General features: G+C 39.6%; 33 protein-coding genes. 4 read left to right on the forward strand and 29 right to left on the reverse strand.

Features of this window, described 5'->3' with window-relative positions:
* Positions 1 to 169 precede the first annotated feature (169 nt).
* On the forward strand, positions 170 to 1,195 hold the full coding sequence (locus tag I7804_RS18435; protein WP_282570534.1) for a J domain-containing protein: 1,026 nt from the start codon (positions 170 to 172) through the stop codon (positions 1,193 to 1,195).
* Positions 1,196 to 1,293: 98 nt separating this feature from the next.
* The gene (locus tag I7804_RS18440; protein WP_248406060.1) at positions 1,294 to 2,481 is read left to right on the forward strand and encodes an acyltransferase family protein; all 1,188 of its coding nucleotides are present in this window, start codon (positions 1,294 to 1,296) and stop codon (positions 2,479 to 2,481) included.
* 132 nt (positions 2,482 to 2,613) lie between these two features.
* Here I7804_RS18440 and I7804_RS18445 read toward each other — a convergent pair whose 3' ends face one another.
* Entirely contained in the window at positions 2,614 to 3,108 is a 495-nt protein-coding gene (locus I7804_RS18445) for a hypothetical protein (protein WP_092046545.1), read from the reverse strand.
* Positions 3,109 to 3,298: 190 nt separating this feature from the next.
* Complete coding sequence (locus I7804_RS18450; RefSeq protein ID WP_248406061.1) at positions 3,299 to 4,693, reverse strand: MATE family efflux transporter; 1,395 nt, start codon at positions 4,691 to 4,693, stop codon at positions 3,299 to 3,301.
* A gap of 341 nt (positions 4,694 to 5,034) precedes the next feature.
* Between I7804_RS18450 and I7804_RS18455 the strand changes: the two genes are divergently transcribed.
* Positions 5,035 to 5,526, forward strand: coding sequence for a hypothetical protein (locus I7804_RS18455; RefSeq protein ID WP_248406062.1), 492 nt, complete (start codon positions 5,035 to 5,037; stop codon positions 5,524 to 5,526).
* Positions 5,527 to 5,748: 222 nt separating this feature from the next.
* On the forward strand, positions 5,749 to 6,108 hold the full coding sequence (locus I7804_RS18460) for a hypothetical protein (RefSeq protein WP_248406063.1): 360 nt from the start codon (positions 5,749 to 5,751) through the stop codon (positions 6,106 to 6,108).
* Positions 6,109 to 6,221: 113 nt separating this feature from the next.
* Here I7804_RS18460 and I7804_RS18465 read toward each other — a convergent pair whose 3' ends face one another.
* From I7804_RS18465 to I7804_RS18585, 27 genes are all read right to left on the reverse strand, one after another.
* Positions 6,222 to 6,419, reverse strand: coding sequence for a hypothetical protein (locus I7804_RS18465; RefSeq protein WP_074757477.1), 198 nt, complete (start codon positions 6,417 to 6,419; stop codon positions 6,222 to 6,224).
* A 13-nt stretch (positions 6,420 to 6,432) separates the two neighbouring features.
* Positions 6,433 to 6,654 (reverse strand): hypothetical protein, encoded by a 222-nt coding sequence (locus I7804_RS18470; protein ID WP_026661844.1) that lies wholly within the window; start codon positions 6,652 to 6,654, stop codon positions 6,433 to 6,435.
* Between the two features lie 112 nt (positions 6,655 to 6,766).
* Positions 6,767 to 7,006: a hypothetical protein gene (locus I7804_RS18475; RefSeq protein ID WP_248406064.1), complete on the reverse strand. Its 240-nt coding sequence runs from the start codon at positions 7,004 to 7,006 to the stop codon at positions 6,767 to 6,769.
* Between the two features lie 29 nt (positions 7,007 to 7,035).
* The gene (locus tag I7804_RS18480) at positions 7,036 to 7,641 is read right to left on the reverse strand and encodes a class I SAM-dependent methyltransferase (protein WP_331477892.1); all 606 of its coding nucleotides are present in this window, start codon (positions 7,639 to 7,641) and stop codon (positions 7,036 to 7,038) included.
* Positions 7,642 to 7,838: 197 nt separating this feature from the next.
* Positions 7,839 to 8,564 carry a MerR family transcriptional regulator gene (locus I7804_RS18485; RefSeq protein WP_248406066.1) on the reverse strand — a complete coding sequence of 242 codons (726 nt, stop codon included), beginning with the start codon at positions 8,562 to 8,564 and terminating at the stop codon, positions 7,839 to 7,841.
* Between the two features lie 195 nt (positions 8,565 to 8,759).
* Entirely contained in the window at positions 8,760 to 9,116 is a 357-nt protein-coding gene (locus I7804_RS18490; protein ID WP_027218515.1) for a dihydropteridine reductase, read from the reverse strand.
* Between the two features lie 36 nt (positions 9,117 to 9,152).
* The gene (locus I7804_RS18495) at positions 9,153 to 10,172 is read right to left on the reverse strand and encodes an NAD-dependent epimerase/dehydratase family protein (RefSeq protein WP_248406067.1); all 1,020 of its coding nucleotides are present in this window, start codon (positions 10,170 to 10,172) and stop codon (positions 9,153 to 9,155) included.
* Between the two features lie 201 nt (positions 10,173 to 10,373).
* Entirely contained in the window at positions 10,374 to 11,576 is a 1,203-nt protein-coding gene (locus I7804_RS18500) for an IS110 family transposase (protein ID WP_248403507.1), read from the reverse strand.
* Positions 11,577 to 11,926: 350 nt separating this feature from the next.
* On the reverse strand, positions 11,927 to 12,061 hold the full coding sequence (locus I7804_RS19020) for a hypothetical protein (protein WP_278246684.1): 135 nt from the start codon (positions 12,059 to 12,061) through the stop codon (positions 11,927 to 11,929).
* A gap of 12 nt (positions 12,062 to 12,073) precedes the next feature.
* Positions 12,074 to 12,292: a hypothetical protein gene (locus tag I7804_RS18505; protein ID WP_248406068.1), complete on the reverse strand. Its 219-nt coding sequence runs from the start codon at positions 12,290 to 12,292 to the stop codon at positions 12,074 to 12,076.
* Positions 12,289 to 12,840: a flavin reductase family protein gene (locus I7804_RS18510; RefSeq protein WP_027218519.1), complete on the reverse strand. Its 552-nt coding sequence runs from the start codon at positions 12,838 to 12,840 to the stop codon at positions 12,289 to 12,291. Before I7804_RS18510 ends, I7804_RS18505 begins: the two co-directional genes overlap by 4 nt.
* A 27-nt stretch (positions 12,841 to 12,867) precedes the next feature.
* Complete coding sequence (locus I7804_RS18515) at positions 12,868 to 13,098, reverse strand: hypothetical protein (RefSeq protein WP_248406069.1); 231 nt, start codon at positions 13,096 to 13,098, stop codon at positions 12,868 to 12,870.
* A gap of 437 nt (positions 13,099 to 13,535) precedes the next feature.
* Positions 13,536 to 14,879: an MATE family efflux transporter gene (locus tag I7804_RS18520; protein WP_331477893.1), complete on the reverse strand. Its 1,344-nt coding sequence runs from the start codon at positions 14,877 to 14,879 to the stop codon at positions 13,536 to 13,538.
* A gap of 37 nt (positions 14,880 to 14,916) precedes the next feature.
* The gene (locus I7804_RS19025) at positions 14,917 to 15,051 is read right to left on the reverse strand and encodes a hypothetical protein (RefSeq protein WP_282570535.1); all 135 of its coding nucleotides are present in this window, start codon (positions 15,049 to 15,051) and stop codon (positions 14,917 to 14,919) included.
* A gap of 244 nt (positions 15,052 to 15,295) precedes the next feature.
* Entirely contained in the window at positions 15,296 to 16,291 is a 996-nt protein-coding gene (locus I7804_RS18525; RefSeq protein WP_248406071.1) for a serine hydrolase domain-containing protein, read from the reverse strand.
* 323 nt (positions 16,292 to 16,614) lie between these two features.
* Complete coding sequence (locus tag I7804_RS18530) at positions 16,615 to 17,229, reverse strand: MBL fold metallo-hydrolase (protein ID WP_248406072.1); 615 nt, start codon at positions 17,227 to 17,229, stop codon at positions 16,615 to 16,617.
* A 69-nt stretch (positions 17,230 to 17,298) separates the two neighbouring features.
* The gene (locus I7804_RS18535) at positions 17,299 to 17,985 is read right to left on the reverse strand and encodes an MBL fold metallo-hydrolase (RefSeq protein WP_248406073.1); all 687 of its coding nucleotides are present in this window, start codon (positions 17,983 to 17,985) and stop codon (positions 17,299 to 17,301) included.
* A 74-nt stretch (positions 17,986 to 18,059) separates the two neighbouring features.
* A complete protein-coding gene (locus tag I7804_RS18540) occupies positions 18,060 to 18,647 on the reverse strand; it encodes an HD domain-containing protein (protein ID WP_027218524.1) in 588 nt (195 codons plus the stop codon).
* A gap of 14 nt (positions 18,648 to 18,661) precedes the next feature.
* Positions 18,662 to 18,829, reverse strand: coding sequence for a hypothetical protein (locus I7804_RS18545; protein ID WP_248406074.1), 168 nt, complete (start codon positions 18,827 to 18,829; stop codon positions 18,662 to 18,664).
* Positions 18,801 to 19,313, reverse strand: coding sequence for an NUDIX hydrolase (locus tag I7804_RS18550; protein WP_027216758.1), 513 nt, complete (start codon positions 19,311 to 19,313; stop codon positions 18,801 to 18,803). Before I7804_RS18550 ends, I7804_RS18545 begins: the two co-directional genes overlap by 29 nt.
* 51 nt (positions 19,314 to 19,364) lie before the next feature.
* Positions 19,365 to 19,610 carry a hypothetical protein gene (locus tag I7804_RS18555; protein ID WP_248406075.1) on the reverse strand — a complete coding sequence of 82 codons (246 nt, stop codon included), beginning with the start codon at positions 19,608 to 19,610 and terminating at the stop codon, positions 19,365 to 19,367.
* 187 nt (positions 19,611 to 19,797) lie between these two features.
* Positions 19,798 to 20,544 (reverse strand): N-acetyltransferase, encoded by a 747-nt coding sequence (locus I7804_RS18560; RefSeq protein ID WP_027206936.1) that lies wholly within the window; start codon positions 20,542 to 20,544, stop codon positions 19,798 to 19,800.
* A gap of 140 nt (positions 20,545 to 20,684) precedes the next feature.
* A complete protein-coding gene (locus I7804_RS18565) occupies positions 20,685 to 21,374 on the reverse strand; it encodes a GyrI-like domain-containing protein (RefSeq protein WP_248406076.1) in 690 nt (229 codons plus the stop codon).
* Between the two features lie 12 nt (positions 21,375 to 21,386).
* A complete protein-coding gene (locus I7804_RS18570; protein ID WP_248406077.1) occupies positions 21,387 to 22,313 on the reverse strand; it encodes a helix-turn-helix transcriptional regulator in 927 nt (308 codons plus the stop codon).
* 246 nt (positions 22,314 to 22,559) lie between these two features.
* Complete coding sequence (locus tag I7804_RS19195; RefSeq protein ID WP_331477894.1) at positions 22,560 to 23,687, reverse strand: hypothetical protein; 1,128 nt, start codon at positions 23,685 to 23,687, stop codon at positions 22,560 to 22,562.
* 8 nt (positions 23,688 to 23,695) lie between these two features.
* Positions 23,696 to 24,238, reverse strand: coding sequence for a flavodoxin family protein (locus I7804_RS18580; protein WP_248406078.1), 543 nt, complete (start codon positions 24,236 to 24,238; stop codon positions 23,696 to 23,698).
* Positions 24,235 to 25,368 carry a hypothetical protein gene (locus I7804_RS18585; protein WP_248406079.1) on the reverse strand — a complete coding sequence of 378 codons (1,134 nt, stop codon included), beginning with the start codon at positions 25,366 to 25,368 and terminating at the stop codon, positions 24,235 to 24,237. Before I7804_RS18585 ends, I7804_RS18580 begins: the two co-directional genes overlap by 4 nt.
* Positions 25,369 to 25,441: the final 73 nt, after the last annotated feature.

The raw sequence follows: 25,441 nt of genomic DNA on the forward strand, positions 1-25,441 counted from the left end.
CGCACATCTAAAGCACGGATATGTAAAATTTATTAAAACTTAATATATCCAAGGCTCAAATCTATTGAATCATTGTTCTATTTGTGATAGAACATAAGTAACAAAAGTATGATCTATTACTTAATAAAATGCAGAAATATTAAGGCATTGTCGAAAGGAGGCGATGCTTATGGCAAAGAGAGATTATTATGATGTCCTTGGCGTAAGCAAGAACGCTACTGATAAAGAGATTAAGACAGCTTACAGGAAGCTGGCCAAGAAATATCATCCGGATACAGCAGGCAGTGATGAACAGTCCAAGAAGAAGTTCGAGGAGATTGGCGAAGCCTATGCAGTACTAAGTGACCCTGAGAAAAAGAAGCTATATGATACTTACGGCTTTGCAGCATTTGAAAATGGTGGCCTGCAAGGCGATAGTAATAATAGCTCCTATTCAGGTTTTTCAGACAATGGCAGATATTATACCCACTTTACTAATGATCCCGGAGATATGGATGATATATTCGGTGATCTGTTCGGAAGCATGTTCGGCGGTGCACACTCTTCAGGCAAAAGATCTTTTCATTTTAATAAAGGTCCCTTTAGTTATAGCAGCGAGGATGAAGGCTATTACAATGATGCCTATAGCGGCGGGCCCTACTATGAAGGCAGTTCACCCTTTGAAGGGGCAGATACAGGAATGCTAGATATCCATTCTGATATAGATGTCTCTTTTGACGATGCAGCCTTTGGAGCAGAAAGAAGACTCCAGATCACAGAAGGTGATGGCAAGACAGTGACTTTGCAGGTCAAGATACCCGCCGGAATCGAAGACGGCAAGAGTATCCGCTTAAAGGGCAAAGGCAATCGTATGGGGCGAAAGTCAGGAGATCTGTACCTCAAAGTACATATTCTTCCAAAAGACGGCTTCGAAAGAAAGGGCTCTGATGTCTATACTATAGCTAGGGTACCATTTACTACAGCTGTCTTTGGCGGGGAGGTAATGGTAGATACACTTTACGGCCAGGTAATGTGCAAGGTCCCTGCCGGCATGCAGTCAGGCGGCAAAATAAGACTTAAGAATAAAGGCGTACCTGTAATGGGCCACAAAGATAAGAGTGGCGACCAGTACGTGACCATAGAAGTCATAGTACCCAAAAACCTCTCTAACCAGGCCTGTCAGAAGCTCAAGGAATTTGAAAAGCTTGCAGGATAAGTAATCGTAATATTCGCAATATATGAACAATAAATAATCATAAATGAGAAGCGGTCATACCTCCAATAAACTACGATATATTTATTGGAGGTATAGTTATGCAACAAATGGTATATGCAGTCTATGTAGTACTGCCTGTTATCTTGTTATGGGGAGCAAGATATACAGGACATGGGAAATTCAACGATGAATTTCTGTCTTTGGAGCAGTCCAAGATGTTGCAAGGATTCCTTGCTATATGCATCATGCTCCATCACATCGCACAAAAGACCTGTGCGCCTTGGATGTATCCGCCAAGTCGTATAGTACACGGTCTTGATATCTTTGTGCCAAGTGGATATCTATTGGTATCCGTCTTTTTGTTTTTTAATGGATATGGGGTTTACAAAAGTTTCCATGCAAAAGAAAATTATCTGAAAGGATATGTAAAAAGAAGAATCCTTCCTGTAGTTCTGGCTCTTTACACTACTACTTTTATCTTCTTTATTGCAAGACTTCTTGTTGGCGAGAAGATGGATGCAAATCAGGTACTGCTCTATCTTACAAGTATTGACCTTTGCAATCCCAACACCTGGTATGTGATCGTATTACCATTCCTTTACCTGTTTTTCTATATTTCATTTAAGATCTTTAAGAAAGACGGCCTCGCAGTCCTTTCTACAACCGCATTCGTTGTCTTATATCTGCTTCTGGGAACCAGTATAGATCACAACGATTTCTGGATAAGAGGAGAATGGTGGTATAACTGCGTATTCTTATTCCCGATAGGAATCATCTTTGCAAAATTTGAAAATAAGATAATCCCGCATCTCAAAAAGTATTACTGGGTATATCTTATCGCAGCACTTGCCGCATACTATCCGCTCTACAGATACTCAGATTTTATCTGCAACATATTTGGCTATTACGGCGAGAACTGGGGAGCACCTGATACGATCCTGAGAAGAAGGATAAGCCTTCTGTCACAGATAGTTCTAACATCAGAATTCGTATTCTGTGTACTGCTTCTCAACATGAAACTTAAAATCGGCAATAAATTCCTTAAGTTCATGGGCAGCATCACACTTGAATTCTATCTGATCCACGGTCTGTATGTAGAGCTCTTTGGATGGCAATTTGATGGCGGAGTTCCATCTCCTCACCATATCAAATATGTGATCGTATATGTCCTTGTAGTATTTGCCCTTGGCGTAGCATCTGCTGTTCCACTAAAGATGCTGCACGAACTTATACTTGGCAAAAAGAAAGCCGGGCCTGCTTCTAAGAAGCAGCTTAAGGCAAGCTGATCTATGATTATATGCCTATCTATTATCAGATCAATTTGCTTATAATGTGACATTACACAGTTTTTTATCTAAAATCCCCATAAAAAAACCGCCTCCATAAGGAAGCGGCTTTTTTTATTGATAATCATCTAATTAACGAACATCATCATGTCTGAATCTTAACTGAACCAGATTGTTATCTGCTGCAAGTGCCTTGACAACAAATATGATAGATATGATTCCTGATACAGCACCAAGAACTGTCTGATCCTCAACATTAGTATTATCGAATGATGCATATACTCTTGAATACATATCACCATAATAAATAGCTGCGAAAATATAAGAAATTGTTGTGCCCCATCCACCGAACAGAAGAGATACTGCTAAAGGAAGTACCCATAAAAATCTGTAAATATTAACATCAAGTTCGAATGCTCCAAGTACCTTTACTTTAGATACCCCTGTTGTTACGATCGTAGCCAGGATAAAGATGTTGAGAATCGGAACCCATCCAAGTCCCGGGCTCTGATAACCGAGCTTTCTGAAAACTTTTACGAACGCAAGGGATGATAACACATATAGAAGTGCTAAGATAACAAATCCCCCAAATATAAATCCACCAAATAAACCAAATAATAATTCCATAAACTTTTTTCCTCCTAAAACTAAAGCGGTGTTTTTTGATATGACAACTATACTATGTCATAAGACATAAATAAATATGCAAAAACAGCAAATTAAAGGGGGTTATTTTGTATTTTTGTTATATTTTTCACAAGGAGACATGTTTTATCTGGCTTTGGAGATACCATTACGTCCAAGTATAAGGATTAAATCAGATATTATCTCTTGTAATGTTTTTGACCCATTTATAGCTAAAATACCTTTTGAATACTACAGGCCACTTTACAAACTCATCTGTAAGAAGCAAAAAGTATACCCATTTGACAGGCAGCTTTAAAACAAAAGCTGCTATAAAGCCAAGCGGTACGGCATATACCCACATATCGATCGTGTCACAGATAAAGCCAAACCTTGTATCTCCGCCCGCCCTGAATACACCTACTATTATAGATGTATTAACAGTCTGTCCCATACAGTAATAGCTTTGAAGCATGAGCATGAACTTAAGAAGGTCTTTGGCCTGAGGTGTCAGTGAAGCTCCTGATACTATTAGAGGCGATACCAGTAGTATGATAAGACCACCTATTAGTCCTGTTACCGCTGATAGTATGACTAGTCTGTGAGCTCCTGCTTTTGCTTTTTCAAAATCATTACGTCCAAGCATCTGACCTAAGATGATACCTGTTGCTGATGCAAGGGCAAATCCTACTACCGTTCCAAAATTCCTAGCAACTGTTACAACAGAATTGGCAGCAACAACGTCCGAGCCCAGATGACCCATTATGATAGAATACGTAGAATATGCAAGTCCCCAGGATACATCATTTAAAACTGCAGGTATTGCAATCTTAAGAAAATCTCTCCACAAGAGCTTATTACTTTCAAATATCTTGGCAAAGTTTAATTTGACATCCTTGGATTTTTTGGAAAAAACAAGGCAGATCACAAACTGGATAAAACGTGACAGACTGGTACCAAGAGCAACTCCGGCTATCCCCAGCTTTGGCATTCCAAAAAGTCCGAAGATAAATACAGCATTAAAAAAGACATTGAGAACAGGCGCTGTGATACTAATGATAGTAGCTTCAGAAACTCGTCCTATACTTCTTATTACAGCTATGTATACTTCTGATATACACCAGAATATAAGGCCAAATGAAACAATCCTTAAATAGATGATACCAAGATCTATTATCTCTTCTTCAGGAGTAAATAACAGCATCATATATCTGGGAATAGTGACAGAGCAAAGCGTCACCAGGATTCCAACTATAATCGTAATACGAAGAGCTATACCCTGGACCTTCTCTACGGCTCTTGGATCACCCTTGCCCCAGTACTGGGCACAGAGCATAGTAGCACCTGTTCCCATTCCGTAGATAACCATACTTATAACATTCACATACTGCACAGCAAGCGCAGATGCAGACAGAGCGCTCTGCCCGACATAATTGAGCATGATAACATCAGCCGATGATACGGCTGCGCTTAATAGATTCTGTATGATTATGGGGAATACAATCCTCCATAAATGCCTGTAAAAAGATGTGTCGATCAGTTTTTTCCTTGCTTCCACTTCTACTACTATTACTCCTAAACTATCCATTTAATTTATTGTCAGTATATACAGCAACGTCTAATTATACGCAAATTTATTGCATGACATACTTCTCTAGAGGATTCTAGCATATATAGCTTATTTAATCACTTGAATACCACTTTTTTTACATAAAATTTTAGTAAATTACTAATACAAAATCAGCGGCAAGATACCATGATCATATTCAGTAATGTGGTCTTAATCTAGTCTAATTCGCCGTTTTTACTGTTTTATATATAACAATTGATATATACTAAATTCATAGTAGAGCTCATGTCATGAGCGGCTAATGATCCGACATTAGTGGCAACAACGCCATATATTCAAACGCAAAGGGGAATTATAAGATGAGACAATTTTTAACATTATCAGGTGGATTTGGTTTTGGAAGTTTTACTATGCTGGCTATCGATTACATAATAACTTCTCTTACACTTGTCAAAATACTGAAAAATATTGGATATCCAAAGAGCGAATATGCCTGGATCCCTGTATTTAACATCTACGTGCTGGCAACCGTTATGACAAAAGGCATTAAATCAACCAACGCATTCTTTGTTAATATTCCGACTAACCGATACCGTCTTGGGTGGCTTGTTATCATGCTCCTTAGTATTATCCCAAAACTTGGAACTCTTGCACTTCTTGCAAGGATATTCTATTATGGAGATCTGTATGCAAGAGTATATGCATCTTTAGAGCATGATAGTGTTGATAACTATAATGGTATTGGAATCATCTCCGCACTCGTACCTATCATTGTAGTCATAAAGACACTTTCTGCACCTGATATGCCTATCAAAGTTGAGCATAGAAACGCGGATATAATTGAATTATAAATTCAAGAAGTCATTTAGTGTGAGGTTAAAAGTTTGAAAGTGTTCCACTTTCAAACCCAAATTGATGGCGCGAGCTCCATCAATTTGAACCATTAGCCACTCGCTTAGCTCGTGACATGAGGTTAAGTTTGAAAATGTCCCACTTTCAAACACAAATTGATGACGCGAGCTCCATCAATTTGAACCATTAGTCACTCGCTTTGCTCGCGACATGAGGTTAAAATGTATAAAGAATTTGAAAGCTGGCTTGATACTACAATAGAAAAAGGCCTTCCTGTTGGGAAGGGCCTTTGCTTTAATATATATGATGATGGTAACTATTCATGGTCAATAGATGTGATCATATCATCTTCTTTTGATCCCGATGATGACGACTGGGCTACAGATGTAGTCTTTTCTTCAGAAGACGCATTCTCCTTTCGACAAGTTGCTGAGTGGGATGATGTGTTAGAAGATGCTATTCAGGATATGCTTAGATATCTTGATGAAGGCAAGTACGCAGATGATCTCAAAGAAAGATACACCGGCATATCAACCGGATTTGTAGACGGAGATCTGGAGCATCTTTACATACGAGAATAATTTTCAACGAAAGCGCTAGCATCTCCGGCCCTTATCCCACCTTTTACTGTTGCTCATATACAAAAGGGAAGTACAATGACGTTGGATTTTCAGATAAAAGAAAATTTAATTATTTATTTGTAATATGCAGAGACTTCAAGAAAACTCTTGTTGCCATCTATGTAATCTTTATATGCAGTTTCTGCATCTTTTCCGCGGAACACCTTACAAAGTCCGCACATGTCACAGTCAGAAATGCATGGATATCTTTCTTTTATATATGCTCTGCGCTCTTCCGAAGTGGAATTTCCTATCTCAGGTGCACCTGTCATAATAACTGTCTCCTTAGTGTATCTGCCTGTCCTGGCGATACTTTTCCATATACTCCATGTTTATCTCACGAATCTCCTTTTTACCATCGATGTAATCCTGGTATATGTCCCAGGGACTTCCGCCTCCAAGCCAGCATGAAGAACAGTTCTCACAACCACCTCCGCAGTCAAGAGAGTTCTTCACTATCTGTTCCCGTTCTTCTTTAGTTGTATCTTTGATAAGGATAGACTTCATGCTTATTCCTCCCAGTCTTTGCAAACTAAGGCTCTGTGCATCGCATTTCCATTATTAAGTGTAGCATTTGTGCTTCCAAGTCGATAGCCCTTTATACTGAACTTTATATTCGCTATGAGTTTTTAAGAAATTCTATTGTCCGTTTACATACATCGACCATAATTTCATCTGATGGTAAATGCTTGCTATCTATCTCTATTGTAGTAACCGGTCCTGCAAAGATTTCTCTTGCCCTTCTGAATACTCTGCCTGCCGGAAAAAAGATATCCTTTTCCGATGCGATTATCAGAAGAGAAGACTTAAACGATATCATCTCCCTCTTCTTATATTCCCTGGGAGGTCTCATCTCCATCTTGTATGATGACACTTAGGTTTATCGTTCTATCCCATTTTTCCATTTTGAAAATCCATTCTGATAAATGCCTTTCCATTAGGAAGCGGGATCCTTGTTTGGAGTATGTCCTTATATCCTATCTCCTGCATTTTTGTTAAAAGAGATTTCTCATCCATCTGATGATGTACCTCATCCAGCCCGTCAAACGCATGCAAATATGGAGAATCTGATACCCACTGCTTATCATCCACATTGATCTGAATCAAACATGAAACATATTCAGGAATTACTTTACAAACTACTCTCTGAAAAACATCATACCCAATATATTCTATGAGAAGGTTTGCTATCAGCAACTGTGCCCCGGGAAGCTGATCCGCATCGCCAATCAGATCTATCTTCAAGCATTTCAGTACATCAGACAAATATGCATATCGTTCCGAAACTATTCGAAGATAATCTTCATTGATATCCACTCCATAAACAGTCCGGTATTTATCCCGGCTTACATGTTCCAAGCCATTTCCACCGGCGACTCCAAGGATCATAGCCGTCGAAACCGGATAAGATTCAAACTGCTCCTTCATTATTGAATTCATAATTTGGAGTTGTTTAACAGAATCGAGGCTCATATGATTCTCATAATCATTCAAACTGATTTCTTCCCACGGATTACTCATAATTCTTACCTATCTGAACTTAGAATTGCATACCAACTGGAATCATTAAGTCCCTTTCCGTATCATCTTTTTCGACAACTTATGGATTATCATACCTTTTTTCAGACAAAAATAAAATAGCTCTGGACATCAACTAATCAATTTTTGATTCCAGATCTACAAGAAATGCATCATCCGCAGTAGATCTGTATCGCCCGATGAGTAAATTCAGCAGTTCCTTCTCCACCCATCTTATCAATATTCTCGGTGAATTCGCCGCCACCGGCATACATCTTACCAAGTCCGGAAAGAATTTCATTAGAACACTTATAAAAATGCTCGGTAATAAAACTCTGCAGCTTCCTTACCTGATTCTGTACTTCTGCAGAAGCAGGATCCTGATCCTTCATAGCTCCGAACTCTTCAAAGATTTTCATAAAATCGGCCATCATACTTTTTTCTTCGCTCTTTGACCGCTTACCGTTCTTCTCTTCGAATTCCTTATATTCCGGAGTATTGCCCCACTGCTCTTTTGCGCGCTTAGCGTATTCGTCTAATTTACTTGAATCAAATGCTGTAAAATCCAAATGTCTCACTCCTCTCAGTTTTAATCCACGGCACATACTGATCAGATTTTCGATATGTTCCTTCTTTAATTCAAGAAGTTCTATCTGCTGATCAAGTGCCAATCTCTTGTCAAAATCAGATCTGGTTACGATATCCTTGATATCCTTAAGCGGAAACTCAAGCTCACGAAACAGTAAAATCTGCTGAAGTCTCTCCAGCGCCGCATCGTCATACAGCCTGTATCCGGACTCGGTATACTCCGCCGGCTTTAAGAGTCCTATCTTATCGTAATACTGCAGCGTGCGTATACTCACTCCAGTCAGTTTACTCACTTCATTTACTGTCTTCATGGCTATCATCTCCTTCACGTGTGATTACATCATAAACTATTACGTTACGTCATAGTCAAGCAAAAATAAATAATTTTGCCTAAAATCCTGTGTCAGATCAATGATAAATTTCCCACTCTGACATGTCATATTTAGCACAAGACCAAGCCTTGTCACCATTCTTAAGTATTGTTTCTACAGTCTTATTTTCAGTCATTATGCTTCTCCTGTTATCTCTTTTGCAAGTTCCAGAATCTCAAAGGCATATTTTTCCTTGCCCTTTTTAAGGAGCTTTTTGTATAAAGGATAGTTGATGATACAGACAGCAGCACCTACTATTCCTAGCAGCACCCCAATGACCATGAAAATTACTCCTGTTCCAAAGACGCTAAGTCCAAAGCACATTCCTGTGCCAAAGATCAAAGTCCCAATAATTCCAAGCGTCATGGCTGTTATAAATGCCGGAAGCTTTGCTCTTTCATCAAGCTTTTTAAGCTGCCTTACCTTATTTGTTTCCTTTGGCATGTAATCCTTTGCAACACTTTCTGCATAAACCTTATCTAAATCGTTCATCGTATTCTTCTCCTTCTTTTCTCTTGAATGTCCTTTTTATGCGATCTTTCCTGTTTCTTTGAGCCATCTGATCTCGTCACGTATGGTCTCTCTATACGACCTTGTGGTATAACCCAGATCCTTACTTGCTTTACTTGAATCAAATCGGTTGTTTCTTGCAAGATTGTAAACGGAGAAAGTTGTCATAAGAGGCTTTTCTCCAGTCTTCTTAGCCTTTTTCTCAAGTACCCCGGCAATCAGGTTTGCTACTGATATTGGTAAAAAGAACTTCATCTGCTTGCAACCGCTCTCCTCTGAAACAAGCTTTGTAAAATCCTTAAAACTAACAGGCTCATTTCCAAGGATGTAGCACTCTCCGCTTTTGCCCTTATCAGCTGCCCCAATGAGTCCGTCAGCCAGATCTCTTACATCACACAGATTAAAGCTTCCGTCAATTCCGGCGGGCATCTCACCATTGATGATATCAACCAGAGTCTTTGTGGTCTCACCCATTGCAAAGTCTTCAGGTCCAAGGATTCCTGATGGATGAACAACACAGGCGTTAAGGCCTTCCTTTGCAGCTTTGAGCACCGCGTTTGTTGCCATAGCCTTTGACAATGAGTAGCAGCCTTTGATTCTCTCAGGATCAAGGGGAATAGATCCTTCGCACTCTCTTATGGTTCCTTTTTCTTCCTCAGGTATTGCTCCTGTTGATGAGCAATAGACAAGCTTTGATACTTTGTGCTCTTTGCACATCTCTATGATGTTTTCTGTTCCACCGACATTTACATCCATAACTTTCTGACTGTAATCAGGATTTACTGTTACGATGCTCGCTATGTGGAGCACGATCACTTCTGTATCTTCAGGCGTCTCAAAGAATCTTTCCAGGTCATCTTTGTTACAAAGATCGCCGTATGCTATTTCAACTTCCTCAGGAAGATATTTTGCTGACTTGTCGCCTTCAAGGACAAACGCCCTTACTTTTTTATTTCTTTCAACAAGCTTTCTGCAGACTGTGCTTCCAAGAAATCCTGCTGCTCCTGTTACCAGATACATCTTATTTGTTTTGCTCATTTATCTTTTCCTTTCTTATTCTCAATTTGTTTTTCGCTCTTTGCTTTGAGCTTGAAGTCATTATAGGAAAATGAGCACATAAACCTGCTAACAAATGTCAATAGCGAAACGGCTTATTTTTAAGTGTTTTCAATTTCACCATTTTTAAGTATCACAAAAAGGCTGGATGAATAATTCCAGCCTTTTTATAGCTGTTGCTACTTATTTGTAGACTGCGGTTACTCTTGCATAATATATACGTAGAAATTTATTTAATCCCGCTATTTTAGCGTGTTTTTTGCACTTTCCCTCATTTTCTTTCTTGATTATATAATTATATACAGCAGCATCTTTGGGCGCCGGATGACTCTTAAGTACCCTCATTACTTCATATCCTACTTTTCGTAAAGTTGATGATCCTCTCTTTGTCATCCTTCGATTTGTGCCCACAAATTGTCCTGACTCGTAAGGCGGTGGATCTATACCGGCACAAGCAATGAGAGCTTTTGCACTATGAAGTTTTCTTACATCTCCTATTTCTGCAATTAGTTTTGGCGCTAGCACATCTCCAACACCACCCATTTCTCTAACTGTAGAGTATTCTGGTAAGGACTTAGCAAGAACCTGCATTCGTGCTAATATAGTAGCCAAGGAGCTATCTATAGCCCTTAATACTGATACTGCTTCCTGTACTAACATTTTGGTCGATGGGGTACTGGAAGATAGTGTAGGAATACCACCGGATGCTAATTCATAGACTTCTTCAGCTTTGGATCTGCTCCGGTGATATTTCTTTTCTTTTGCCCAGAGAAGGTACTCATCTGTGAACTTTTCAAGACTCATGGAAGTAATTACATCATAATGCCAGAACTTTTCCACAAAATCGCTTAACTTGTCCTTGTTGTTTGATTCGTTCCAGCTATTAAACTTTTTCTTGATTCCAGGCATGACATAATCGAGGATATGAGTTAATTCTTGTAAAGCCTTAACATGGAGTTCCATATAGTACCTATATCTGCGCCCTAGCAGCTTCAACTCAGCATATACCTCTTCGGCACCTTCATACTTTTGGAGTTTAAACCACTTTTCAATTCCATAATTAGCAATCATGACCGAATCAAGTTTGTCAGTTTTTGCACCCCTAAAGTTGTTATCCTTTGCGAATGACTTCATCACAAAAGGATTTACTACAGATACGAAATAGCCTTTCTCTGTAAGATAAGTCAATACTGGCAAGTGATAGATGCCCGTTGCTTCCATGACTATACGTATTTCACCATCTAACTTCTGGAGAATACTATCGAGTCCGTCTAGCCCCTTCTCAACATGTTGCATTTCAAAAGGACTGCACACTATTTCTCCATACGGCTTAAGTATGCAGACAGTGCTTTTTCCTTTTGATACATCAATTCCAACACTAATCATTCTGAACCTCCTCCAACTGTAAATAGTAATTGTTCCAGCCACACTTATTACCATTCAGTTTAGTTGGTTACACGGGTGTTTCTCCCTACCTGCTTAAGCGAATGCTTATAATAAGGGGTTGGCTAACGGTTTATGTGACGGATGCGCTGATCCAAAAAGAGCCACGTCAGACCAATTACTCCCCTTATTATAAAAAAATAAGTGCAGATGTCAGAGTTAATTACTCTCTAGCAACTACACTTTTATGGTACTAAAAAGAACAACACTTTTTGCAAAATGTGTTGATTTCAGGAGTACAGGTCCCGACACGTTTTGTAAAAAGTGTTGATTTGTAAATCCGATATAGTTTTTTACTGCTCTATGGCTTGATGAATATTTCCACCTGAAGCCTTCCATATTGACAGAAAAACGAAGCACATATAAATATTTTTGCCCATAGGATTATCAGCACCGATATCACCATCGATACAGATGGCCTGTTCCATACTATCACCTTCTTATTCAATAATCTGTACTCTTCCGGGCTTTCTCGGCTTGCTGACCGGTTGTTCTCCGTCGGTATATCCGAGGATCACAAAGCCCTGACACCCACCATGCTGGGCATACTCGACCAGGTCATACAGATCAGACGTATCTGACATTGCGAAAGCAAGTCTATCCTGACCGTAGATTTTTTCTATGTAAAGACCACTTACCTCTTTGAATCTCTTTATCATTTCAACTGCATGCCGTCCTTAAAAGCATTGCCCACCTTTTCTCCAACTCCGTAATATCCATTACCAAATGGATCAAAGCTTATAGGCTTAAGCTTTGTGATATCAACTGCTCCATCTGTCACTACGCTCTCATCTGCAGAGACATTTACGATTTCTCCAATCAGAATGCCATCTTCAAAGCTCTTTACCTTACACTCAAGAGCAACAGGAAGTTCATCAATCAAAGGTGCATCAACAAACTCACTCTTTGTTGCGTGAAATCCGGCCTTTTCAAATTTATCAGGTACTTTTCTTCCTGATTCTATCCCAACATAATCGCAGGGAATTACCTGGTTTTCAGTAGCAAGGCTTACTGTGAAAGCTCCTCTCTTCGCGAGATTGTCAGTAGTCTTGTGCTCAGACAAACTGATTGAAATCTCTTTAAAATCAGTGGTTATGCCCCATGCTGCGTTCATAGCATTCGGCACTCCATTCTCATCATATGTTGCAATGATAAGAACCGGCTGCGGGTACATTAGTGGTTTTGCTCCAAAATTAACTCTGCTCATCTGTTTCCTCCTTTAGCACAAACACTTTTACTCGTCTTCTTCCCATCCCTTGCACACATCACACCAACCCTCGGCTCCAGTAACAGCTTCAAGCTCTGAAGGTGTAACTTTAACAGAAGTAAACTCATTACCTCCTGCAGGATGTACATATTCAAATCTCTTCATGGATACATCCTGCCAGATAGGGATGTCATCAGCCACAGCAAAAGGACATACTCCACCTGGCTCCTCACAAGATGTATCGGTCTCTGTTACCATTATATAGTTAGTAGCGCTTACTCTGCGTATGTATTTACCTATGGCTGATGATAACCTGGGGTTATATCAGAATTATCTGTTCAAGATCAGGAAGTTCCGATGGCAGCTTCATCGGTTTGAATATTAATCTCTAACGCGTCTGTTAATCTTTTAATGGTATCAATACTATGTTTATATGGGCTGCTGATTGCGACATCCCTTATTCCATATAGTTTTCCTCCAAAATTCTCAGTCCTTCCTTATAATCCTGTCCCAAAGCTTCTGAATAGCATCTTTAAATGTTGCTTCCTTCGTCAGCAATTTCTGTATTTCTTTATTGTTTTCTGACCATGATTTGTCCATAATCTATCTTCTCTCATCGATTAATCCGGCATTATTCCATATTGCTTTCTTGCATTTTAACAAAAATCCAAGGAGTCTTTTATTGCTACTTTATGCTATTGCTTTAGTTCTTTGCCAATTAAACAATAGTATGTCACCATGAGCATCAGAAAAGCGCCTATCCATGCAGATACTTCAGAAATGGCAATTCCTTTAAATCCGTTCCTTCCTACCAAAAAGCCAAAGATCAGTCTCATAATGACTTCGAGCCCGCCTGAGAGCATTGGTATAAAGGTATTGCCCAACCCCTGAACAGAGTATCTGTATACAAAAAGCCAGCCCAGGGCAAAAAAGCTTATTCCCATGATCGGCATGAAATCGGTACAATAACCGATTATCATGTTGTCAGTCAGCAGCATCCTTGCCAGGCTTCCGGGCACAAATATCATAAGGAGCGATATAGGCACATTCACAAGTGTAGAGATCATCAGGCCCTGTCTTACTCCTGTGCGTATCCTGTCATATTTGCCAGCGCCCTTATTTTGCCCCACAAAGGTCATCATGGAAAGACCTACGGACATTCCAAACTGCTCAAAGAGTGATGCAAATTTCATGCAGGCTGAATAGGCTGCCACATATGCGCTTCCCATAAGATTTACGAAGTACTGCAATACCATGGCCCCTGCAGCTGTGACCGAATTCATAAATGCCACAGGAAGTCCTATTTTCATCAGTTCAACCAATATATTCTTTTCATCTGCTATTTCTGACGTGTCTTTTCCCAAACTCATAAAATCGATGGTTCTAAGCTTTTTAAGGCACAAAAGGTATGATACAAACTGAGAGACCACTGTTGCCACTGCTGCTCCGACAACTCCTGTGCCAAAGGCCATTATGAAAATAATATCAAGCATGATGTTCACGAGTGATGAACAGATCATGGCAGTGAGGGGCGTTCTGGAATCTCCCATTGACTGGAGAATTGTAATCTCTAGGTTATTCATAACCGTCACTACAATTCCCAATAAGATCACAGCAAAATATCTATACGAATCATCAAAGATATCTTCAGGAGTGTTCAAGAACGTCAGCATCTTATTGAGCAAAGAAACGCATACAACAGTAAAGGCTATTCCAAACGTGATACTGAGCTTCTTGGCTGCTCTGATGTATGCATTCAGCATAGCCATATCGTTTTTTCCAAAGCTCTGGGCAAAGGTTATGCCAAATCCTCTGGTCATCCCCACAACAAATCCAAGTATAAGGAAGTTAAGTGTCCCGGTTGCCCCAACAGCAGCCAGCGCCTGATCCGAGATTCCCTTGCCAACTATAATGCTATCCACAAGACTATATAGTTGTTGGAAAAGATTTCCCCATAATAAGGGCAAAAAGAACAGTATGATCTGTTTCATACTGTTTCCTGAGGTCATATTTTGTGTGGTCTGTTCTGTATTTGTCATGGCCGCTCTCTTTGGTCTTTCTCTTGATGTTAATTATTTAATAGTTAAGATTATTTAAGTATCCAGGCTCTGCACCAAGCTCATTTGCAGCCCTAAGCACTTCTATTCTTGTAGTAACAAGCATATCAATATCTTCTAAAGTTGCCTTTCTGAAATCCATTTTTAACCTCATGTCGCGAGCAAAGCGAGTGACTAATGGTTCAAATTGGTGGAGCTCGCGACACCAATTTGGGTTTGAAAGTGGAACACTTTCAAACTTCGTCCTCTTATCCAATACCATATACTTTAGCAATAATTATAATTCATTTGAGACATTTATTGCTTCTGTATTTTTTGAAAAAGGACATAAATATCCGCTCCGCACATTTCTCTCATTCAGAGCTTTAGTACCATCATGACAATTACTAAAAAAACTGTCATCCTACGCCAATGGCAGGCAATACCTTTTGCTCGATAAAATCCACTCTGTCAAATATCCTCGGCTTAAACGTACCTGTCACTCCAACAGATACTTTTTTCTCTTTGTTTATATAGATGATATTTCCGCTGTCACCAATCGCCGCATATACCTCTTTATCATCATAGGGTTTGTACCATAAGTAGCCATAGTTCATGAAGCCAAACCGTTCGCCTAGCTTGAGATGGGGAGAGAGCATATCTTTCAGATATTCTTCTGAGATTATTCTATTTCCGTTATACAGGCCATCATTCAACACCATAGCGCCGATTACAGCCATATCTTTCGCTGACATACATAATCCCCAGCCCGCTGTAACGCAGCCCCGAGGGTCGCTGTACCATTCATATTTCCTTGGATTCTTATTCATGAAAAAATCAAACTGATCTTCTTTGGAGCTGTCTCCATGCGCTATTCGCTCAGGAAGGTTCAACGGCACAAACAGATTATTGTTGGCAAAATCTATGCACTTCTCATTGGCTACCTTCTCGATTATCCCTGCCAAAATCTGAATACCAAGCGTAGCATATCTGAACTCACCTGTAATCCCGCTACGTCCTCCGAGATAATCAAGTATCGCATATGTAAAATCCTGTGAAGTACACACCTTCTTCCAGGGTTCTGACCTGCCTTTATAAGGAGCTGTCATAGTGAGCAGATGCTTTATTGTTACATCGTATATGGTTTTCTCTCCACGCTTAACAGTATAATCCGGAAAGAAATCCATTACTTTCTGATCCACACTCTTAATGCAGCCCCTGTCTAATGCGATTCCTGCAAGCAATGCCATCACACCTTTGGTCACCGAATTGACATTCATCGCATCTTCGGTCTTAAATCCGTGCCAGCAGTCGTCATAAACATCCAGCCCTTCTTTAATCGCATAAATCTGGCAAATGTTACTCTCGTTTCCGGTGCTTTCAGAAACGTATTTATGAAGTTGTTCTTTCGTCATAAAAAGCCTCCTCTTAGGAATGATTCGGACGTCCTAAGAAAAGGCTAATATGATTTAAAATTGTTTTCAAGAAAAATCTTAAAAATCTTTATATTCCGATAATGCGTTTCTTCTGCTGTCTGCTTTATGTAGTCCAGCATAGTAACAGCATCTTAGTCATGCCAACCAGATGCCTTGCATATGCATTGGTAAAGGTTGACTTTCCACAGCCGCAAGGCCCTGAAACAAATATTATCTTAGCCACAAATCTATCCTCTGATTTCTTAATTTTTCTTTACTTCTTTATCTTTTTTACTTCGTCATTTTTTACTTCTTTATTCCTCTTACTCCAAAACAAGCTCTTCTCCAGGCTTGAGTATTATCTTCCCTGGTGCATCAAAGCTCTCTGCAACACTTATATCAAAACCGCTTTTATCCTTCACCGGTTCCATGTGGTAAGGAATCGTATGCTTTGCACCAATTGTCTTTGCACATTCTGACGCTTCAGCCACATCCATGTTGTATACTCCATCGCAGCACAGAAAAGCGTAATCCAACTTCCTATCTGCAAATCCTGCCATAGATGGAGTTGTAGATGTATCTCCGGAAAAATATGCTTTTACACCGTCAGAAAATGTAAGTATAAAACCGACACATTCTGTGACGTTGTGATTCTTGTTATATCCAGCTTCTACAGTTTCAATAGATACAAAACCAAAATCATAATTCTGATATTCGCCATCTTTGAGAGCATCTGACCATTTAATTACAGAGCATTCTTCATTCTTTGTAGAGATAAGATCCACCTGCGTGTGATCATAGTGTCCATGTGTCATGAGAATAAGATCCGCCGGAAGATCATAGCCATCCCCCAAGAATGGATCAATAAAAATAACTTTCCCCTCACCTGTAACAATCCTTACGCTTCCATGTCCCTGATACAGTAATGTTGCTGCCATGTCATTTTCCTCCGTGTTTTCTATAAGTTATTTCTTTCCATTTTCTTTTGGTAAATCTATAATCTTCATTTATTCTTTTACATCCTCTAACAAATCTTTAATTGTATCTTCTTTTGGAACCGGAACCCAATGTCCTTCAAGACAGGTAGTTGCCTCTGAGCTTCTGATCGTTTCTGCCAAACGCTTACTTAATTCAGGGTCTTTTTCCCATTCAGGGAATGTCCCACAGGTTGCATCTCCAACAAACAAAACGCCTTCCGCTGGAACCTCAATAAAAGTCGAATCATTTGTATGCGGCGCATCAGCCTGAAAAATCTTAATAATGCAGTTGCCTGCATCCAGCGTCATGCTATCATGAAAGATCATGTCTGCAGTAGTTACGATTACCGGTTTATTTCCCGAGTATTCTTTTCGTATACTCTCATGCATGTTCAGAAAAAACTCCGGTCCTTCTTGCGATAATCTGCGCTTAAAATCAATCAGATACTGATTTGTGCGCTCATTTGCAATGCAAAGTCCATTAACTGCATGCATTCCAAATGTATGATCCCAGTGCCAGTGCGTGATTACTGTGAGCTTTGGAAGTGGTAAGCCATTTTCTTCCAATGCTCTATAAAACTCTTTGGTATGTGCCTCTGAATGGCCAGCATCAATAGCAATACTCCAGTTATCTCCACGTATATATCCAAGATTGGGCCTGTCCCGTTCTTCTTCCATGGGATAGTACCATATTCTATCAGTTAATCTCTTTAACATCTTTGTATAACTCCTCATTGAAAAAAGCTATTAGCATATTTCAAATAGTTTTTCTTTTTATATACTCATATTATTTATATTGTATAGCTATCTTTTTCCACCAGATCATAGATATCCTTGCCGGCTTTTTCTTCGAAATATGCTTTCAGCCTCATGTTTGAATCCCACTTCGCCTGCGGGAAATTGCCATAACGCCTTTTTACATCATTCATACGATCCTCGATGTTCATGACGCTTTCACTACCGGCAAGTGCATCACAAAGCTGGATAAGCATGTCATATTCATCAGCTTTAATCTTCCCCAGTTCTGTCTGAATCAGCTCATACTCATCTTCCGAAGTATCAACCTTTCCGATGTACTCATCAAGTCTCATATTATTGAATGAGTGTGTAAGACAAATTCTGGCAACTTCATCATATCCAAGTGACATCATATATGAGTATCCATCCGAAACATGGCCCAAATGCCTTACTCCGAATTTTCTTCCTATATCATGAAGAAGCCCCAAGATATAAGCTTTCTCCGGGTCCATTCCGCCGCAGCCTAATGCGATCTTCTCTGCGCAGTGTGCTGCCACACGGCTATGATTCCCCCATGGTCCGGGATTGCACTTCTCTGCTTCTTCTAATAATCTTTCTGCTTCTGATCTTGTCGGTAACATATTTTCTCCCCAATTTACTGTCTCTCAGCCCACTCAAGAATTATTCTCTTATCATATTCATTAAGGTTTTCAGGCAATTCCTTTTTCTTAAAAAATCTATGTTCCATTATCTCTTCGGGATCATTGACTTTGACCTTTGATGTGCTTGCTACCTCACCTGAGGGTATTAATGTATTTTTCAAATCTCTGATTATGTGACCCGATGGTATTTTCCGAATCAACATATTCAAGAAAAGCCTCTTTATCAAGCCATTTATATGCTACTGTCTCGCCTTCCTGCAAAGTTACACTGTCTTTATCACAGCTCACTCTGGCCAGATATGAATAAAACATAGCTCTGCTTGGATCTTTGAACAGAACATTGACAAGTTCCATGCTATCGGGAACAAGTCCTGTCTCTTCAAGGAGTTCTCTTGTAGCCGCTTCAAGCGGCTCTTCTCCGCTAAGAGCTGATCCACCTGCACTGGCTTCCCAAAAACCTGGGTATACGTCCTTATCATCACTTCTCTTCATCAAAAGATACGTTCCATCCTCATGAACCACAAGGATATCTACGCCAAGGTGATATCTTCCTTCCGGAATATCTTTGTAATTACCAAAGCCCCTTACCCATGTTTCTCCGGTTCTATTTCCGTCGCGATCATACAAATCCCAAATTTCAGCCATAATATCTTATTCCTCCACTTGTTTTCCATGTTTCTTCTAACAAGACCACATTTACCAATGCACAAATTCTCCGGCTATAATGCCTCGAACATTTTCATCTGCCAGAATATCATATCTCTCAGGATGCCTGTACTTATCGCCCATGATATCACCACTTCTGTGCTTCCTAAGGCTATCAAGGTCAAGATCTGCAACATAAACTCCCGGCTCACCTGAAGCCTCAAACACGCATATATCACGTCCCCACGGTACTCCGTCAAAAAGAGTCGAATGTCCATTGCAATCAGGATGCCCCATTATGTCTTCCCCCACAATATGCATTACATCTGTGTTTCTTTAATGATACATTATTAAATCATAGAAAAAAAGAGGCTCCTACGAATCATCTTTCGCAGAAACCTCTCATAACTTGTTGACCACGTTCCATCATCTTTTGGAAAATGGAAGTAAAGGCCATTATAGAAAACGTATTTTTTATATTATTTTACTTCCCGATCAGTTTCAGGAACTTCTTGTCATTCATCTGCTCATTGGTTACATACTCACCATCACAAAAGAATGCATACGTTGTAACAGGTGTAGGTGCACTCTGCGCTTCATCCTTTGTCTGTATCTTGACCGCCTTGAAAGGAATCTTGTTCTTCTTTGCTGTTTCTTCAAGGACCGGAACATACTTGGCATTGAAAGGACACTGATTTGTGTAATACAAAACATACCCTTTCTCATCTATATGCGGATGCTTGGCACATTCCTTAATTGAAGGCACCTTAGCTTTTTTATCAAAAGGAAGATACATAAGCTGTATTCCGTTGTCCGCTTCATCGCACACTTCAAAGCCCTTGTACTTTAAGAACTTTGGATCTGCAAGGAATGGCTTTTTCTTAGCTGATGAAAGAATACAAAGACCTTTTTTGCCTTTCTCTTTACTATCCTCAATACATGCGTTTAGAAGATCAGAAGAATATCCGTGTCCCTTAAATGAACCGGATACCCATAGGCAATCTATGTACATATAACCATCTGCATCGATCGGAACCCATGCGTTCTCGGCAGGGATATACTCTATAAAACACTTACCGCGCTCTGCACTCTTTAAAAAGACAAGCCCCTCATCAAATCTGTCCGCAAGCCAGGCTTTCTTTGACGCAACCTGAATATCTTTATTATTTGAAATTGCGCAGCATATGTGCTCCTGTTCCAGATTGTCCTTCGTAACTTTGATATACTCCATGGCCTTAACCTCCATCGTCAAACAAACTCATCTGCTGATATTTTTCAGGAAATTCACTCATGAACCTAAAGCAATCTTCCGGATCTGACATGATCCCGTTTTCTTTGCAAGTCTTTTGAAATAGCTCTGGTGCATTCTGCTTAACTTCCTTTCCGTTTAATCGGATGCCTTATCACTGTTTTTAATTTCTCCGGAGCAACTTTCCTTACATCACTTAGATATATTTCATGATGAAGGCGTTTATCAGTAATATCAAGAACATATCCCTGTGCCTCCATAAATTCATGCATCATCTTAACCGTTGCAGGCTCATCATCATAAGAACCTATGTGCATACACTGAACGCAAAGCCCTTCATCTACAGTCAGGAACTCCACATTTGAAAAGTCCATTTTCTTTTTCTTCGTCGCCTCAGATACTGCCCAGTTGAAGTCTTCCTTTGTAACAAAATCAGGAACTCGGATCACAGAGATCCAGTGAAAGTCTTCTTTATGGGAGTAATCGATTCCTGCTACCATGCTTCGCTCAGCTGGGTCAGTTTGTGTTTTAGAATTTTCTGATGGTCGTTCCTCCTGCCACCAAAATCCTTCTAGCGGTGGAACCACATAATCGAAATATCCTTCGATACGATGATCACCTTTCTTACTCATCTTTATTGTAAAGGCAATCCCATATAGTAATCCAATAGATTTTTTATAATCACTATCTTCCTGGTTCGGATCTCCCGCTCCTCGTACAGCAATATAATTCATGCTCGGAACCGTAATAATACCAGGTTTATTCTTGGGAAGATAAAACTCTTTATATTCTTTCTTAAAATCAAAAGCCATATTTATTACCCTCTAAGTCTTTTTACACGTTCGACATGAATAATTTCTTTCCATAGCCTCAACTATCTTCCGTATTTTCTCTCTTGCTTCCTTGGGTTCAAGTAGCTCTGCCTTATCTCCAAACGTCAGTATCCAGGTAACCAGATTGTCCATATCAGTATAGTCAGCTTTAAACAATAATCTTCCGTCCGGCTCCTGAGTAAAGCACTCCGGCCCAAACTCTTCTACAAGCCTCCATTTAACATCCTCTGTAAAAAGAGCTTTAACCTTAATTCCACCATGAAATATCTTTTCTGTAGACAAGTCTGGCGTTGGAACATCTCTGCAGACAAACTCCGAATCTGTCATTGTAACCTTATCCATTCGGTTAAGTTTGAATAGACGAAATTCATTCCTTTTTAAGCACCACCCCCATACATACCAGCTGGACCATTTGAATACAATATAATAAGGTTCAAGCTCGCGAATACTCTCGCCTTTTTGATTGTAGTAAGTAAACTTTAATGTATGTCTACTTTCAATCGCATTTTGTATAACTTCTATCTTTGGAGCAAGTGATTCCCGGTACCAGGATGACAGATCGATCAAAATAGAATCCCTGCCGCTTACAAACTCAGAGGAACCTGTCTTTATCTTCTCCATGAGCTGCCCATAATACCTGCTTCCGCTCACACTATCAAGGCTTCTGAGTCCTGCAAGTATCATCTGCATATCCCTAGATGTCAGGATTGTCCTGTCCATACGATATCCATCCATGATACTGATTCCGCCGCCAACCCCCTGGGATGTCTGTATCGGAATCCCAGCCTTGCACAAAGCTTCGATGTCTCTATTGATAGTCCTTTTGGACACCTCGAAACGCTCTGCCAGCTCAGGAGCTGTAGTTTTCTCTTCCTGTAACAATACGGAAAGTATTCCGATCAACCTGTCTATCTTCATTTTCTTTACTACACATTCATCATATCAACCCAAACATGTCATCTATATGTCATGTTTATTATATCAATTTTTTTACTTAAAACCGTAATGTGATTTAAAAAATAAACTTCCAACTCATTAGACACAAAAAAGGCTGATGAAGACTTCTAATCTCCATCAACCTTTTCCTACAAAATCTCACACATATTAAATTGTCTAAAGCCTTGCATATTCCCAAGGCAACAATTATTTATTTCTCCTTCTTAATTAAATTTCCTGACTCAGTGCATCACTTAATTTTCCAGGTATTCCTCTTGGACCTCTTACTGCATAGATACTGTAAACATCTTTGAGCTTTTCAAATGTGAACTGCTTTGGATCATACCTCTTTAATAATTTTATCTTCATTAGTGCAGTGATCTTCAAGTTCTCATTTTCAAAATCGTATGGTATGTCAGTTTCAGTAACACTACATTTATACATGATCGCAGAAACCGGTGCTCCAACATACATATAGACGATATCATCCTTAATTATCCCGGCGCCCTGCTTCCAATCAATTTCTTCAGCATCGTCAAAGGCATGAACTATATCATAATACTTGGGATTCGCCGGAACCAGCCATTCTTTAGGCTTTCTGTTACTCTTTTTCCTACTGCCTGACGGACCCGCGCCAGTGAGAATCCTTTTTATCTGTGAATCTGTAGCGACAGGATATATATCTTTTATATGGTCCGCGATAGCTTTACCGGAATCTTCAGGTTTTTCATTGTACCTTGAAGTAACATGCTCATACCCCCAGATTGCTTCAGGCTTAGCGTAAACTGCTATCGGCCATCCGTAGAATTCGCCCTTTTTATTCTTCCTCTGCCTGAAGTCCCTAACGCATAGATAAGTTTTCATCTGAAGATCTGTGACTGTTCCATCAAAGCCCTTTTCACCATCTTTTCCAAATCCGGCCCTTGCTTTGACTTCATTGGAATATAGCTCATCTTCAGACTCGAACAGATCCATTATCTTCTTCTGGCGTCTTGACGCTTTCTCATCATCCCAGAGTGCGTCAAAGTCATAACCATCACGGCGAAGATTTACGAAATAAGGAAGCCACTTTTTTGATATAAAACCGGCCTTCTTTTCAAAGAATTTACCGTAAGCAATCTCGCCACTTCTTGCGATGATCTCGCGCCATTCCCACGGGTCAACTTCAGGATCACCGCACCACCAATATTCCGGCACTGTCCTTTCTTCTAGAGAAAAGCCCGGAATATCATTTTTGAATAATGGCAAAAAGCCTATATCATTTATATAGTCTATTGCTTCCTGTACTGTATGGATGCATTCCGGATCGTTCCAGTCTATGCCATACATGATCCATGTTCCGCTTTCGTTTCCCATATACTCCCCTATAATATATCTTTACAGAAGTCGATTATTTCTTTTTTCCTTGGTTCAACATTTTCTTTGTACTCAATTGCTGTTAAACCAAGGTGTCCAGCACATTCAATATGCAAATGTCCGTAGAAGTGTTCGATGCTCTGAACGATTCTGTCGCACTCACGCATACTTTGGCCTGTTCTAAGCGCAACGGAGTATCCCCTTTTACCCTCTTTTATAGAGGCATGAGGCTCATGAGTGTCGCACCAAGGAGTACATCTGTCTATGAAAGCTTTGTACTGCCCTGGTATATCAGCCCAGTATGATGGAGATACAGATACAATGATATCCGCATTATCAAATTCTTCCATGATCTTAGTAATATCGTCATCCATTATACATTTTGCTGTATTGTGACATGTTCTGCATCCTTTGCAGAAGTCGAAAGAATAGTCATCTATACATATACTTTTTGTATCATATCTTGAAGAGAGCTCATTATTTATGATACTTGCAATCTCTGCGGTAGCACCATTTTTGACAGGACTACAATTAATGATCAGTGCTTTCATTGGTTCTCCTTTACAAGCGGTATCTTATAAAGTCTTACTACATCCTTAGGTTTAAAGTCATGGCTGTATCCAAACCCCAGAATATTACTTGAAGTAATGACATAAAGGTTATCTTCATCATCGATCATTTTGGTAATTATGTTTCCCTTAACACTTTTCAATAATAGACGTTGATAATCCATATCAAAAGCCATTAAATTCTTTGAAGATTGAATACGCAAAACATCATTAACATTATGAAGTTTAATGGGATTATACCGGTCTTCTGGTATTGCGCCTATACTTTCAACTTCTGCGATCTCATCCTCATCATAAAATTCGTGAACTATACATTCCCAATCATTATAAATTGCCAGTGTGCCAGGAAGATTTACTAAAGCTCTTGACTGTTCACCGGGAGCCCATTTTTCAAATGGCAACTTATAGTCATATATCTTCTGCAATGAAGGATTTTTGTCGCCTGTTATCTGGTAACAGTGAATATGGCTATAGTCTATTTCTCCATCCGAAGGTTCAACCACTCTGACCACTCCATGCTTCCCATCTTCGTAGTCGATTGTCTTATCTACTACCATTCCTGGAATTTCGCATAGCAGCTCTACAGTGTCAGAAGCTTTACTTTTCTTTTTGGTTTTGGCATTTTCTGCCTCAATTTCTTTAAGAACCGCCTCTTTATCAGGAATCAGCCTATCCGGCATATGATCATACATAAACTTTTCTATATAAAATGGAAGTCCGCTAATAGCTGAAAGCTTGCTTATAGCATCTCCTGCAAACATCTCTTTTTTCAAAAGGTACCTGAAGGCTTTTGCTGCTATAAAATCAAGGTCAAGCATACTCACCATCGCAGAATAATTTTTTGACTCTATTCCGCCATATTCATTATAGTAATATGCTTTCTTTTTTCCGCTGCTGTATATGCTCAGTTCAAAAATGTCATCATCAAAATAGATGGTTGTGACTATGTTTGTATCAAGCGATTTTGACAAAGATACTGCAAGATTGCAGATTCTGTCAAAATCATGCTCGTGTTCATTTTCGAGAATCGTATCCCAATCCTCTACAATATTCGCTACAAAATACTCTTTTCCCGGATCATATTCTTTTTTATCCGGATTATATACGTTCAAATTACAAAGTGAAGTCCCCATTTTCTATTTCTCCGCCACGAATAAACTTTTTGCATTGTTTCAATTCTTTTAC

The sequence above is a fragment of the Butyrivibrio fibrisolvens genome (genome assembly GCF_023206215.1).
GTDB classification, from domain to species: Bacteria; Bacillota; Clostridia; order Lachnospirales; family Lachnospiraceae; genus Butyrivibrio; species Butyrivibrio fibrisolvens_C.